12 protein-coding genes are annotated in these 14,048 nt (G+C 45.4%); 11 read left to right on the forward strand and 1 reads right to left on the reverse strand.

Going from position 1 to position 14,048, the window contains the following annotated elements; translation table 11 throughout:
- Window positions 1-238 precede the first annotated feature (238 nt).
- The 11 genes from JJQ88_RS04075 (at window position 239) to JJQ88_RS04125 (ending at window position 13,422) form a co-directional block, all read left to right on the forward strand.
- Window positions 239-829: a hypothetical protein gene (locus JJQ88_RS04075; RefSeq protein ID WP_210364460.1), complete on the forward strand. Its 591-nt coding sequence runs from the start codon at window positions 239-241 to the stop codon at window positions 827-829.
- Window positions 830-845: 16 nt separating this feature from the next.
- Complete coding sequence (locus JJQ88_RS04080; protein WP_210364461.1) at window positions 846-5,672, forward strand: Ig-like domain-containing protein; 4,827 nt, start codon at window positions 846-848, stop codon at window positions 5,670-5,672.
- 294 nt (window positions 5,673-5,966) lie between these two features.
- A complete protein-coding gene (locus JJQ88_RS04085) occupies window positions 5,967-6,761 on the forward strand; it encodes a hypothetical protein (protein WP_210364462.1) in 795 nt (264 codons plus the stop codon).
- On the forward strand, window positions 6,762-6,920 hold the full coding sequence (locus JJQ88_RS04090) for a hypothetical protein (protein ID WP_210364463.1): 159 nt from the start codon (window positions 6,762-6,764) through the stop codon (window positions 6,918-6,920).
- Between the two features lie 50 nt (window positions 6,921-6,970).
- Entirely contained in the window at window positions 6,971-8,362 is a 1,392-nt protein-coding gene (locus JJQ88_RS04095; RefSeq protein WP_210364464.1) for an Mbeg1-like protein, read from the forward strand.
- A 601-nt stretch (window positions 8,363-8,963) separates the two neighbouring features.
- Window positions 8,964-9,965, forward strand: a complete 1,002-nt coding sequence (mreB, locus tag JJQ88_RS04100; protein WP_210364465.1) for a rod shape-determining protein — start codon at window positions 8,964-8,966, stop codon at window positions 9,963-9,965.
- Window positions 9,966-10,161: 196 nt separating this feature from the next.
- Window positions 10,162-10,980, forward strand: a complete 819-nt coding sequence (locus JJQ88_RS04105) for a flagellar hook-basal body protein (protein ID WP_210364466.1) — start codon at window positions 10,162-10,164, stop codon at window positions 10,978-10,980.
- Window positions 10,981-11,055: 75 nt separating this feature from the next.
- A complete protein-coding gene (locus tag JJQ88_RS04110) occupies window positions 11,056-11,904 on the forward strand; it encodes a flagellar hook-basal body protein (protein WP_210364467.1) in 849 nt (282 codons plus the stop codon).
- Between the two features lie 15 nt (window positions 11,905-11,919).
- Window positions 11,920-12,180: a DNA-directed RNA polymerase subunit beta gene (locus JJQ88_RS04115; RefSeq protein ID WP_210364468.1), complete on the forward strand. Its 261-nt coding sequence runs from the start codon at window positions 11,920-11,922 to the stop codon at window positions 12,178-12,180.
- A gap of 296 nt (window positions 12,181-12,476) precedes the next feature.
- Window positions 12,477-12,899, forward strand: coding sequence for a 3-hydroxyacyl-ACP dehydratase FabZ (gene fabZ / locus JJQ88_RS04120; protein WP_210364469.1), 423 nt, complete (start codon window positions 12,477-12,479; stop codon window positions 12,897-12,899).
- A 199-nt stretch (window positions 12,900-13,098) separates the two neighbouring features.
- The gene (locus JJQ88_RS04125) at window positions 13,099-13,422 is read left to right on the forward strand and encodes a hypothetical protein (protein WP_210364470.1); all 324 of its coding nucleotides are present in this window, start codon (window positions 13,099-13,101) and stop codon (window positions 13,420-13,422) included.
- Window positions 13,423-13,496: 74 nt separating this feature from the next.
- On the opposite strand, the gene JJQ88_RS04130 is transcribed toward JJQ88_RS04125, so the two are convergent.
- On the reverse strand, window positions 13,497-13,934 hold the full coding sequence (locus tag JJQ88_RS04130) for a YwpF family protein (protein WP_210364471.1): 438 nt from the start codon (window positions 13,932-13,934) through the stop codon (window positions 13,497-13,499).
- Window positions 13,935-14,048: the final 114 nt, after the last annotated feature.

Consider the following 14,048-nt stretch of genomic DNA (forward strand, 5'->3'; position numbering starts at 1 on the left):
CAGCGAAGCAGGGGGCGAAGCAGGGGGCGAAGCAGGGGGCGAAGCAGGGGGCGAAGCAGGGGGCGAAGCAGGGGGCGAAGCAGGGGGCGAAGCAGGGGGCGAAGCAGGGGGCGAAGCAGGGGGCGAAGCAGGGGGCGAAGCAGGGGGCGAAGCAGGGGGCGAAGCAGGGGGACGGTTCTTCTGCTTCATGAAGCAGAAGAACCGTCCCCCTGCTTCAAAAATTCACTAACAGAAGGCAGTGAAGAAATTGGAATATCAAATCATGTTTTACGGAGGCATGGCAGGTGCGGCCATTGCGCTTGTGGTTGCCATCCTTGTCTATGTAAAACTCAATATCCCACAGGTGATCACTGATTTGACCGGGCGCAAATTTCCTGGAGCAGGCAGGAAGCCAGGAAAGGACGGAACGACGGGCACGAAGCCGGTCACAAAGGAAATCAATGTCCGCAAAAACGTTGAGTTGGAAGTGGCTGTTGCCTATGCTGTGGATCCTACAGAGAAAATGCTAAGCGGGCCGGTGGAACCAACTGCGTTGATGAGCGAGGCAAGCTTCGAGCCGACTGCTCTATTGACCGAGAACAAGAAACAGGGAGTCGCTCCGACCACCCTTTTATCATCGATGCACCAGGCACCAGGAACGACACCAAGCCACCCGGCAGAAACAACGATGCTGGAGGATTGGGGAGAAACATCCGTCCTGACAGCCGACCCCGACGAGACAACATTACTGGACGAATTCAATGAAACATCTGTGCTCACACATGAAGAAGAACCACGCTTTAAAAAACAAGTGGATATCGTGGTCGTCCACTCGGAGACCATCATATAAAAGGAGAATCAAAAAAATGCTCGAGCCAAGGAAAAAGAAAAAACGCCCAGCCAGCAAATGGGCTGTCGTTATCCCGATTGTGTTAGTGCTGATCGCGTCTGTATTGGTGTTTAATGACAGGGCACTTTCGACATTAACAAATGTAGACAAGATTATTGTATTCCAGGGCCAGGAATGGAACATGGCGGAATCATTCAATAAGGAGTGGCAGACAAGCAGCAAGCCTGTCACATTCACTGTCGACCTCAGTGCTGATTTTGACAAGGCGAAGCTTCAAGGCCAGAATGTTGAGCGGCCGTTTGACATTACGGCTGTGAATGACGGCAAAAGTGTTGGCAATATTGAGTACGTTAAAATAGGCGGTACTGATTTTGCTGGAAAATACCAGGTTTCCATCCCTTTTGCTGCAGATGGAAAGCTCAATATCACAGTCGCATTCAAGGAAGATGATCAATGGAAACTGAAAGCGGGAACCAAGACATTCAGCATCACCCGTGATGCAACCCCTCCCGATGTAAAATTAACGGGTGTGGAAAATGGCGTTCTTACAAACAAGGATGTCAAAATCAATGTTGAAGTCATCGAAGAGAATTTTGATTCCAACAAGGTTGATGTTACGGTTTCGAGAAATGGCAGTCCATACAAAGTTGGGGATTGGGGAACAGCGAAGAACAAGTCTTATGCTTTTAGCGAGGATGGCGAGTACATTTTTACCGTAAAAGCAGCGGATAAGGCCGGGAATGAAAGCGCCCAGCAGCAGTTGAACTTTGCGATCCGTAAGAAAGCCCCTGAATTGACTGTTTCAACAGGCGGAAAACAGCTTATGAATGGCGAAGTTTCAAAGACGGACAGTATTGATCTTGAAATTTCAAGCAAGATCAAGATCGTCAGTGCGACCGTCACTGTCTTTAAAGACGGGGAAAATATCGAAACCCAAACCTTTCCTGCCAAAGACTGGGAAGCCTCGCTAAACTATCTAACTCCAGGTGATGCTGAATATAAATTTCAGGTGAAGGTCAGAGAAAAACATGCAATGGGCGTGGAACATACCTTGCCTTCCTTTACCTTCACTGCCGACAAAACTGCTCCAAAGCTAGCAATCCTGGATGTGGAAGAGGGCGGATTTTATGAAAACGACAAAGAAGTTAACGCGACGGTTGATGAACCGAATTTTGGCAGCGCCAAATTCACGATTGAGAAGACCGATATCGATGGCAAGGTCACAACGGACTCCGTTGAAGTGAAAGGTGGACAAGCCAAATATCAAACTACTGGCGAGGGGAAGTATACCGTCACCTTGGCCGCAACGGACGCGGCCGGCAATAAAGCCCAGCAGGAAAGCGTTACTTTTAAAATCGATAAACAGGGCCCCATCCTCTCTATTTCGGAAGATGTGGACGGAAAGCATTTTAAGACGGATAAGGAACTGACTTTCTCAGTAAAAGATATAAGCATTGTTAATGCCGAGCTTACCGTTACAAAGGATAAAGACCTATATCCAATCGGTGATTTTGTCCACAATCTATTCAGTGCATCCGTCACGCACAATTTTACCCGGGAAGGAACCTATACGGTTGACTTGAACTCGACAGATGGAAAGAATCGCAAGAGTTCTCATCCACCGGTGACTTTCACCATTGATAAAAACGATCCGATCCTCACAGCGACTGCTGTTGAAAAAGAGGGCAAGGATAAAAAGAAATTTTATGAATTGACGGTTGATGTAACCGACAGGTACATCGACTGGAAGAATACGAGCATGAAAGTCTACAGGAATGGAACCTTGTTGTCTGCCATTACTGGAAAAGATGTTGTCGCAACACATATTTTTGATGAAGACGGCGAATATTCCTTCGAAATCACAGCGACAGACAAAGCCGGACGTGTAACGACCAAAAATGATGTGAAATTCACTATCGATAACACGAAGCCTCAGCTGTTTATCAAGGGCGTCGAAGAAGGAGGCCACTATCAAGAGCTTGAAAATCTTGAATTAGTGATCGAGGATTTAACTTTCGTTCTTGGAAAAACGAAATTAGAAGTCCTCAAAGACGGGAAGCCTTTTGATATCGGAAACGATGAGTGGGAGATTTTAACTAAAGGCGGGCTTAAGAAAGCGATCAAAAAGTTAAGCTTCAAGGACGAAGGCGATTATGAAATCAAGTTGGCCACCACCGATCTCTTTGGGCATGTAAGCGAACTTGGCCCTATCAACTTCACAATCGATGGGACAAGGCCGGTTATTGATTTGGTAACGGATATAACCGAAGGTGACTTCATTCAAAAGGGCAAGTCTGTCAAAGTGAAGGTAACCGAGCATAACTTCGAGCACAACAAAGTGACCATCAAAGCGACAAAAGATGGAAAACCTTATGATTTAGGTGGTTGGGATAAAACAGGCGAAATATCTGAATTGAATCATACCTTCAATAAGGATGGCGATTATCATATCATCGTCGAAGCGGAAGACCGCGCTAAAAATAAAGCGACGGCAAAAAAGCTTTCCTTCACCGTCGACAACATCAAGCCAAAGATTGATATCACTGGCGTGAAAAATGGTGCCTACTACAAGAATGACAAGCAACTAAAAATCGAAGTCGAAGAGCACAACTATGCGAATAACAAAGTAGAAATCGAGGTTACGAGAAAAGTGGATGTCGATGGAAAGAAAGAAAGCTTTCCAATCGGTGCATGGAAAAACGACAAGGAGCTTTCTGAGTTATCCTATCACTTTGACCGTGACGGCGAGTATGAGATTACAGTCAAAGCAACAGACGCTGCAGGAAATATGGGTGATACCAAGACACTTGTCTTCACCCTTGACTACATCGATCCAGACCTAAGCATCACCGGAGTCGATGACAACGACCACTACCGGAGCGACAGGCCGGTCAGCGTGAGGGTGTCCGATCGCAATATGGACCTGTCGAAAACCAATCTGAAGGTTGAGCGCAACGGCAAACCATATAGCATTGGCGCTCTGGCAAGGATCAGCCAAACCGCTGCAGCCAGGGACTTCACCTTCTCCCAGGAAGGCAGCTATGTGATTGACCTGAACACGACCGACAAGGCCGGGAACAGCAAAAAGCATGACAGGATCGCGTTCATTATCGACAAGACCAATCCAGTTGTGAAAATTGAAGGAGTCGAGAATAATTCGTTCAATCCAACTGGTAGGAACGTAACGATTTCAATCGACGAGCTGAATTATCAAACGAATAATGTCAGCATTTCAGCAACCAAAGATGGTGCTCCGTTCAATATCGGCACCTGGTCCAACAGCGGAAAGCTCTCGAAGCTGGGCTACAATTTTACCAGGGATGGACTTTACACCATCCTTGCAACAGCGGAGGATAAAGCCGGAAATGGGCCGATAACGAAGAAGATGACCTTCACTGTCGACAAAGTGAAGCCAGCGATCCAGATTACCGGTGTGGAGAATAATGCCTACTATAACGTTGATAAGCCTGTAAACGTGACAATCAAGGATGTGAACCTTGATATAAACAAAATATCTGTCACAAGAAACGGCCGTGCGTACGGGGTCGGGGGTTTCAATGTCAAAGGCGATACGGCGTCACTAAGCCACAATTTTAGCGGCGAGGGCGAATACACTATTCTTGTCGAAGCGACTGACAAGGCTGACAACAGCTACAGCCAGACAATGAAATTCACAATCGACAAGACGAAACCAGTGATCACGCCAAAGTTCAAGGGACAGAACCGCGTCATTAAAAATGGGGAATATATCAATGAAGTCTTCACTCCAGAATTCGCGTTGGATGAAGCAGAGGACATGATTGTTTCAGCGACCCTTAACAATGGACCGAACCTGAAAAACAAAATCCCGGTGGCAGTCAGGGAAATGGCCTACAACTACAAGGTACTGGCAAGGGATAAGGCGGGCAACGAATCCACCCTTGAAATCAGCTTTACAATCGATACGACAAAACCGCTCTTGAGCATCACGGGCGTGCTGGATGGCTATTTCAACAAGAATATCGCCCCAACGGTAACGTATTCAGACGTCCATCTCGACAAGGGCAAGACATCGGTCACATTGAATGGCAAGCCGTTCGCAAATGGAACGAAGCTTCAATACGAACAGGATTACATTTTAAAGGCAGTTGTCACAGACCTTGCCAAAAACGTGACTTCCAGGACGATTGTTTTCACAATCGATAAAACAAAACCAATCATCAAATTCAAGGAGCCAATTTCGGATAAGTACTTCAATACCGATCTATTGCCAGAGCTCCTGATCGAGGACATGAGCGCCTATGACATCATCGCGATGATGCTGGACGGCAAGCCGTACGAAGCCGGTGAGCTGATTACGGAAGAAGGAAAGCATGTCATGTTCTTCGAGGTCAAGGATAAGGCAGGCAACATCCAGCAGCTGAGCGTTGAGTTCATCATTGACAAGACTGCCCCGAAGGTCGTGTACGAGGGCATCAAAAAAGGCGGGAAATACCATGATCCAGTGGACATCGCCATCCGTCTCGATAACCCAAATGATGTCCTGAAATCCGTAACAATCAACGGAAAAGATTTCAATGGCGAGGTCGTAGAGGAAAATGGATACAAGGTGATCAAAACGACCCTTGCAGAAATCAAAAAGTACGAAATCAAAGTAAAAGCATATGACGAAGCAGGGAACGAAACAACCACCACCATTCCATTTGAAATCGTCGAAAAAGGAGCCCTCATCAAGCTATACGAAAACAAACCACTCCTCGGCGGCACAATCGCAGGCATCATCGGACTCATCGGCGCAGCCACCACCATGGCCCTACGCAGAAGGAAGCACGGAGACGGTTCCCCCGCTCCACAAGAAGAATAACCAAGAAGTGAAGCACGGGGACGGTTCTCGTGCTTCACTTTTCTTATTGCAAAAGACAGGGATGGCTAGCTGGGGTACAAAATTCTAACTGTCAAGGATGGGAGTGGATTGAAATAAGGTTTCATTGCAGAGCTGAATAAAATTTCCAGGGAGCTTGAGCAAGCAGCACATGATCTAAAAAAGTGCAAAGGGATTGGAGCTGAAAGGTGCTCAGCAAAACTTCGTGATATTTCAGGCAAATACCAGGGAATATAGCAGAAGCTATATCGAGTTTATTAGGGTAGGAGTGGGAAGATGAATAAATTAACGAAGGTGGTGCTGATTTTTATGGGCATTTTTTCAATGATTCTAGCCGCAGCTTGCCAGGACCAGGATAAGGCTGCTGCTGAAAGGATTGAAGAATCACTAAAGGAAAAATACGGTGAAGAGTTCACGGTCGAAAAAATCGGCGGCGGTTACGGGACTTTGACCACCAACACACTTAAGGCAATCGTGTCGCCAAAAACAGCACCGGAGAAAAAGTTCAAAGTGGAAGTCACCAAGGATCTCGATAAAGTCTGGGACGATTACATGAATGTAGTGATGTCCGAGAAGATGGATGTAAAGGCTCTCGAGATGGCGAAGGCTGTTTTTGGTGAGGATGTTTGGGTGAAGAGCGATATAAGCTCAGCTGGGATATCCTTTCCGGATGAAAAATTAAAAGAAAAGAATATGAAATTAACTGAATATATTCATCAATCAAAATCCGACGTTTATGTTATGTTGGAAATTTTCACAAAAAGAGATCGGGAAGTTGATAAAAATATAGAATCACAAAACATTGATCAGTTTGCTGATGACCTTCTGTTTATGGGAGTGCAAAATGCAGGGGTCAGGGTTTATTATATTCACCAGGATATTTTCCGAAATATAGAAAATGAATACAGGTTAGCAAAGTCTGATTCTGATCTTACTTCAGTTAATAATTATTTTGAAGTTGAAGGAAGAAGTTATACAAATTCCTTTATTTTGATTGAAGATTCAAAAAAAGAACAATCGTTAGAGCAAATTAAAGTAAACTTAGAAGAAAATGAGTCAGGGGGTAATTAAATGCCCTACAGAATTAGTGAAAATGAACACAACATACTTTCTCACTTGTCGTATATTGAGTTAACAAATAACCAACAGATTTATTTAGAAGAAGGAACGTTAACCGTTGGTGAGTTGGCTAACTATTACCAAAAAAAACAGCTGATTGGGATCTTGTAAAGGAGCGTTTTTCTTCAGAAGAGGATTTCAATCAATACAAAGATAGTATTATGCTCTTATCAAACCCCTCATCCAAATATTACAACTGGAAAATCGCAGACTATACAAATAAAAACGAAAGTTCCGGATTTGTGGCCTATACAATTGAGCCGACTGACAAAGAAGCGGTGATTGTCATGCGTGGAAGCGAGCCATTTGATCAACCTGAACATTTAAATACAGATTGGGATAATAACTTTCATACTCTGCATGAAGTTCCTACTATTCAGCAAGCAGATGCAATGGAGTACTACAACAGGATAGGGAAGAAATATGATGTGATTTCATCGGCAGGGCATTCATTAGGCGGCAATGTTGCCTTGAGTGGGGCATTCCTGGCTGATCCGGAAATACGGGAAAAAATTTGGGCAATTCGAACATTTAATGCACCAGGATTCAATAAGGAGTTTTTGAATAAGCATGAAGAACCAATAAATGAATTGGCAGGCAGAATATATGAGTTTCAGAATGAAGATGATGTTGTAAGCTCACTGATGTATAATCCAACTAAGCCAATTATCATTGAAACAAATATGAAGACTTCCGAAGGGATATTTCGTTTGTCTGATCCGATAAAATATTTATTGGACAGTCATGCGCTAAGACATATGGCCGTAAAAGAAGACGGCACTCTTAGAAGGAAAGACTACCAATTGAAAAACTTCACCAATCACTTCGTTTCAAACTTGACTAAAAGTTTCCAGATTCTCCCTAATCCTGTATTAGGAGGATTTGTAGAAACGACGTTTGCCTTGATAAATGGAAGGGTTAATCTCGAAGGACTAATGAAAGGCGCATTGCTTTTAACCATGATTGCCCCGGCTGCTGTGCTTGCGGCAGGTGTAGTGACAGTTAAGGCGATTGCCATTGCTGCTGCAGCAATTTTGGTTGTGACGATGGCCGTTACCCTTCGTGAATATACAATGATGGCAATTGAACAATTTACCCAAAAAATATATGCACAAATCAATGCATTCATGGACAACCTCTTTGAAAAAATGGTTCTTTCCGCTAGGGCGGCAGCTACCAAACTAGCTGAATTTAAAAACATGGTCAATGAGCAGGTCACAATCTTCCTGGCTAAAACAACCGCAGGTTTTGTAAAGTGGCTGAAGTCTGTCACAGGTGGAGCTAGAGAGATGATTCAAGTGAATACAGGCCATTTACGGGCGATAGCAGAACGGCTTAGCAGCATCCAGCATAAAATTAACCGGGTCGACAGCAGGCTGGATTCCTTAAGGAAAATGGCCGAGCTTGACGACAAACTCTCAATCGCTTTCATTGATTTCAGAATGGGCAATGACTATGAGCTCAGGAATGTCATAAACTACCTTAACTTTACTGCTTCCAAGCTGGATGACGCCGAGCGAAAGCTTTCATATCAAGCGAGAGGGATAAGATAATCCCTTCTCTTTTTTTCACTACGATGCAGCTTGGAATAAACCTGTAGTCTCGTTTGGAACATGAAACGCCTATTTCATCGACGCCGGTTCCTTGACGGCCAATCATGAACAAGGAAGGGTCCACTCTGCCGGCCTACTCCCCGCCATTGTAAACCCCGCCGCTGTCTAAAGCATGTTCATCATCGACATGGTCTGGCGCGAAAGATGGATTGCTGATATCCGGTGCTTTCGCCTCGTTCTATCGATCCTCCTTGCGCTCTTGAAAAATGAATAAGCGCAATTAGGGAAACGGCGGCTGACGCGTAAAGAGCTCATTATAAGAACATCCTCCATCGACTTTTCTCCTATCAAGAAGAATCCAGGAATTTCGCTTGTAGACAAAATGAAACAAATTACTCCAAATTTTTCAACAACCAGTTACTAATTTACTACACTTATGATAAAATAAACAATTAGGGTAGAATATGGTTCGTAGATTGCGGCGGCGTCTGGAAATACTCAGACAACAGGATCATTTGGATCGAAAAGAGCTTTCAGCACTTGGAAAAAAACGGGGTTAGTCAGCCGCAGCCAGCTGTTTATCAAGGAGGAAAAATGAAGAATGTTAGCTAGGGATATTGGGATCGACCTTGGAACTGCCAATGTATTGATTCATGTTAAAGGCCGAGGTATTGTGTTGAATGAACCGTCTGTTGTGGCGATCGATAAAAACACGAATAAGGTTTTGGCTGTCGGCGAGGAGGCCCGCAAGATGGTAGGGCGTACGCCGGGAAATATCGTGGCCATCCGTCCTTTGAGGGATGGGGTCATTGCTGACTTCGATGTAACGGAATCGATGCTGAAGCATTTCGTCAATAAACTGAATGTGAAAGGCTTCTTGTCCAAACCAAGAATCCTGATTTGCTGCCCGACCAACATTACAAGCGTTGAGCAAAAAGCAATCAGGGAAGCAGCCGAAAAGAGCGGCGGCAAGAAGATCTATCTTGAGGAAGAACCGAAGGTAGCGGCGATTGGCGCTGGCATGGATATTTTCCAGCCAAGCGGGAATATGGTCGTTGACATCGGTGGCGGAACAACTGATGTTGCCGTACTTTCAATGGGCGATATCGTCACATCATCCTCTATAAAAATGGCTGGTGACAAGTTCGATTTCGAGATATTAAACTATATTAAACGTGAATATAAACTTTTAATTGGTGAGCGTACTGCCGAGAATATCAAAATCAACATCGGCACTGTATTCCCGGGCGGACGTGACGAAGAAATGGAAATCCGCGGACGTGATATGGTCTCAGGATTGCCAAGAACGATTACTGTACGGTCTGCAGAAGTGCAAGAGGCACTTAAAGAATCGATCGATGTCATCGTCCACGCTGCAAAATCAGTGCTGGAGCGGACACCGCCTGAATTATCCGCTGATATCATCGACCGGGGTGTCATTTTGACCGGCGGCGGCGCTTTGCTTCATGGCATCGAAACGCTGTTGATGGAAGAATTGAAGGTTCCCGTGCTGATTGCTGACAATCCAATGGATTGTGTGGCTGTCGGTACAGGCATGATGCTTGACAATATCGACCGCATTGAACGCCGCAGGATAGGTTAAGGCGCAAAGGAATCTGGATTTCTTACGGGAAAATCTCCGCAAGAACCCAGATTTTTTTGTTAAATACCCGTTTTTTCGAAAATAAAACTTAAAATCCTACATTTTCCTGCAAAAATTTAATGTTTCTAGCCGATATATTTTCTATAATAGTGAGTAGTGAAAAATTTTCCTATTCGTTTTCCAGTGAGGTGGAAACATGTTCAAAGGTTTTTATACAGCAGCTTCCGGAATGTACGCCCAGCAGCGTAGGACGGAGATGCTGACAAACAATATGTCGAATGCAAATACACCGGGATACAAAGCCGACCAGGCCGCAATGAGAGCCTTCCCTGAAATGCTGCTCCAGCGTTTCGATAAGGAGCGGGTCCCGACTGAAAACGGCTTAACCCTGCCGTTCAACAAAGAAGTTGGCAGGATCAATACAGGAGTATACCTGCAGGAAGCGATTCCGAAATTCATCCAGGGCGATTTGCGTGAAACAGGAAGGCAGTCGGACGTTGCCCTTCTTGATATCACAATGCCGGAAAATGGCTCGGTGTTCTTCACTGTCCGTCACCCTGATGGCGGGACCGGCTATACCCGGAACGGGAATTTAACCGTCGATGGCCAGGGATTCTTAACAACAGGCAGCGGCCATTATATCCTCGACACAGCCGGGAATCGGATCCAGCTTTCAAGCGACCGTTTTACCATCAGTGAGGGCGGCGTCCTGACTGGAGAAAAAGGGGAAAGGGCGGTTCTAGGAATCGGCTTTGCGAACAATCCGTTACGATTGAAGAAAGAAGGCGACGGCCTGTTCCGGACGGAAGACAACGCCCCGCTTCCGAATGCCTTCGAAGCAGCAGGCGTGCGATTCAGGATGCAGCAAGGTTTTCTTGAGCAATCGAATGTCGATGTCAGCAAGACGATGACCGATATGATGACGGCTTACCGAGCTTTCGAGGCCAACCAGAAAATCCTCCAGGCATACGACCGCAGCATGGATAAAGCAGCGAATGAAATCGGCAGGCTCTAAAAGCTAGTTGAAAAATGACTCCCGCATTTTGGATGATCACTATTCAAGGACCCAGTCCTGGGATTGAGGGATAAAATGAACAGAACAATGATTACAGCAACCAATACATTGTCCCAGCTGCAAAAGCAGATGGACATCATCAGCCATAACCTGGCCAATATCGATACAGCTGGCTACAAGCGGCGCGAGGCATCCTTCACGGATTTGCTTGTACAGGAGTTCCGCAACCAGCCGATTGACCGGCTCGAACCGCAAAACCGGATGACCCCTTTTTATATCCGACAGGGAACAGGTGCAAGGCTTGGACAGGTACAAATGAATTTGGCGCAGGGAAGCCTCAAATCAACGGGGCGCGACCTTGATACGGCTTTTACGGCAGAGGGCCAGTTTTACCGTGTGATGGTACCAAATGAAAAAGGCGGTACCGATATGAGGCTGACAAGGAATGGCGCGCTTTATTTATCTCCCGTTTCGGAAAATGAAACCATGCTTGTCAACAGCGATGGCCATGCAATCCTGAATGAAAGCGGACAGCCGATCACGATAGCTGGCAACGTAAAAACCATCAAAATCAACGAAACTGGCCAATTCACGGCTGAATTTTATAATGGTACAACACAGACAGTGAATCTTAGTGTAGTATTAGTAGAGAAACCGCAATTTTTGGAGCAAAAAGGCGGGAACCTCCTCGGGCTGCCTGACAATCTGGCCGACCTGGGGGTAACGGAAGAGCAGATATTAACACAGCTGACGGGCCCTCAGAGGAACCGTATCTCGGTCCAGCAGGGTTCACTCGAGCAATCCAATGTTGACATGAGCAAAGAAATGACGGACTTGATCAATGTCCAGCGCGGATACCAGTTCCACGCCAAGTCCATCACCCTTGCCGACCAAATGCTCGGGCTGGTGAACGGAATCAGGTAAGAAGGGAAGAAAGAAATGACGTTGAACAAGAATAATCAAGAAGCATTGACGCGTGACCAGGTAAAAGAAGAGAAACAGTCGCGCGAAAAAAAGAAAAGAATCCGGGTTCGCCTTATTCCGATCTGGCTTCGGATTATCATTGTCATTCTCCTTCTCGGAGCAAGCATCGTGTTAGGAGCGATGTTTGGCTACGCCGTGATGGGCGGCGGGAAAGCAAAAGATGTATTTGAAAAATCAACATGGACCCATATTATAGATCTGGTTGATAAAGAATAGATGTTAGATTAGAGGAAGGGGCCGCTCTTCCTCTTTTTAATAGGGATAACATGGCGATTTACGACCAGTGGACGCCCGGTGATAGTTCATGCAGCATTCAAAAAAAGTCTCGAAACGTGCTGGGGCGGAATCAAAAATACAGCAATCCTACAAAAAAGCCTGGAATCGGCATAAAGCGAATCCGAGTGGCTGCAACGATAGGAAGTAACAAAGGAAGAATATTTTTCTTCCTTTTTGTTTGCGCTTTTTAGTACAATGGTATTAAGCACCTAATATTAATAGGAGGTACTAAAAAGATGCTTGATATCACCCAAATCAAAGAAATCATTCCCCACCGTTATCCATTCCTGCTCGTTGATAAAATTCTCGAAATCGAAGAAGGCAAAAGAGCTGTTGGCATTAAAAACGTTTCGGCCAATGAAGAGTTCTTTAACGGTCATTTCCCGGAATATCCCGTCATGCCAGGCGTGCTGATTGTTGAAGCCCTTGCGCAGGTTGGGGCCGTTGCCGTCCTGAAGCTTGAAGAAAATCGCGGGAAGATCGGCTTCTTCGCCGGAATTGACAACTGCCGTTTTAAAAGGCAGGTGAAACCGGGGGACCAGCTTCGGCTAGAGGTTGAAATGACCAGGCTGAGAGGGCCAATCGGGAAAGGTAAAGCGATCGCCACCGTTGAAGGCGAAGTCGCCTGCGAAGCCGAAATCACATTTGCAATAAAATAATTGACGAGCCGAACCGGTTGTATGGTTCGGCTTTTCGATGTCTTCGGCGGCTGCCTGGGAGGATTCAGTCCCCTCTTTAAATGACAAAAAATACAAAATTAATTTCATTGTCATGCAAGTTTTTTACATTGATGGGCAACATAACAGCAGACCATGCAACAGGTCTTAAAAATTTTTCCAACAGAAAGGGGCTTTTTTTATGAAGAAAAAGCTGATGATGCTCATTTGTGGATCGTTGCTGTCTGCGATGTTCCTTGCTGGATGCGCCAATGACAATCAAGAGCCGCCGCCGAACGACAATAATAACATCGATAATCCAGCAGACAATGATAACTTCAATGACAATAATAATGACAACAACGGAAATGTCGATGACGACGGCATAATCGACGATAACAACAACGACAACAATGACATCAACACGGATAACGACGGCGACTTGATGGAGGATGACAACACACCAGGGGAAGACCCAGTCGAAGACAGGCTTGACATGAACGACGAAGACAATAAAGACAGGTAGGACAAAAGGGCAGGAGCCATTCCTGCCCAATTTCTTTTAAATAAAAAACCCCAGCCGAATAGCTGGAGCCGGTTCTATATTTTTTTCGCAACTGGTACTTTCGGGCGCGAAACCATCTTCTCCTTGAATTCATCTAAAAGCTGCTCGCCAGTCAAGCCCTGCTCTATCAAATGTTCCAGCAGCAACTCAGGATAATCGCCCCTAGGCTTTGTCAGATGCCCGGTAAGCAGGATGCTCACATGGTTGTTTTTAAGCTCCTTCACTGCGCACACTTTGGTTTTGAAAGCAGCGGGATCGTTTTCCTTTTTCGTGATGACGACCTGCACGACAATTTCCTTATCATTATCATAGGCCTCTTGAAAGTAAGGGATATACTTTTGGTCGGTAAATACCTCAACAAGCCACGTTCTATTTTCATCTTCCTTATTGATGATCAGGCCATCTTCCATTTCAATGTCCACTAAAGCGTCATCTTCAACAATCTGGATTGAAATCAATTTAAACGTCTTCATCGTCCATCACCTCCCGCATGACTTGTCCAAATTATAACATAGAGTCACCAGAAAACGAACAGCTGCTATTTTTGTCGAAAAAAATACAGCCAATGAGCAAAAATGAATTTTGTC

Origin of the sequence: Bacillus sp. REN3 (assembly GCF_017912555.1) — a bacterium.
In the GTDB taxonomy this organism is placed as follows: Bacteria; Bacillota; Bacilli; order Bacillales; family Cytobacillaceae; genus Mesobacillus.

Excerpts from the sequence above, each read along its gene's own strand:
- JJQ88_RS04125 (WP_210364470.1), top strand. The coding sequence starts at position 13,099 with ATGAAGAAAAAGCTGATGATGCTCATTTGTGGATCGTTGCTGTCTGCG.
- JJQ88_RS04130 (WP_210364471.1), bottom strand. The coding sequence starts at position 13,934 with ATGAAGACGTTTAAATTGATTTCAATCCAGATTGTTGAAGATGACGCT.
- JJQ88_RS04115 (WP_210364468.1), top strand. The coding sequence starts at position 11,920 with ATGACGTTGAACAAGAATAATCAAGAAGCATTGACGCGTGACCAGGTA.
- JJQ88_RS04095 (WP_210364464.1), top strand. The coding sequence starts at position 6,971 with ATGCTCTTATCAAACCCCTCATCCAAATATTACAACTGGAAAATCGCA.
- JJQ88_RS04105 (WP_210364466.1), top strand. The coding sequence starts at position 10,162 with ATGTTCAAAGGTTTTTATACAGCAGCTTCCGGAATGTACGCCCAGCAG.
- JJQ88_RS04090 (WP_210364463.1), top strand. The coding sequence starts at position 6,762 with ATGCCCTACAGAATTAGTGAAAATGAACACAACATACTTTCTCACTTG.
- JJQ88_RS04080 (WP_210364461.1), top strand. The coding sequence starts at position 846 with ATGCTCGAGCCAAGGAAAAAGAAAAAACGCCCAGCCAGCAAATGGGCT.
- JJQ88_RS04110 (WP_210364467.1), top strand. The coding sequence starts at position 11,056 with ATGAACAGAACAATGATTACAGCAACCAATACATTGTCCCAGCTGCAA.
- fabZ (WP_210364469.1), top strand. The coding sequence starts at position 12,477 with ATGCTTGATATCACCCAAATCAAAGAAATCATTCCCCACCGTTATCCA.
- JJQ88_RS04085 (WP_210364462.1), top strand. The coding sequence starts at position 5,967 with ATGAATAAATTAACGAAGGTGGTGCTGATTTTTATGGGCATTTTTTCA.
- mreB (WP_210364465.1), top strand. The coding sequence starts at position 8,964 with ATGTTAGCTAGGGATATTGGGATCGACCTTGGAACTGCCAATGTATTG.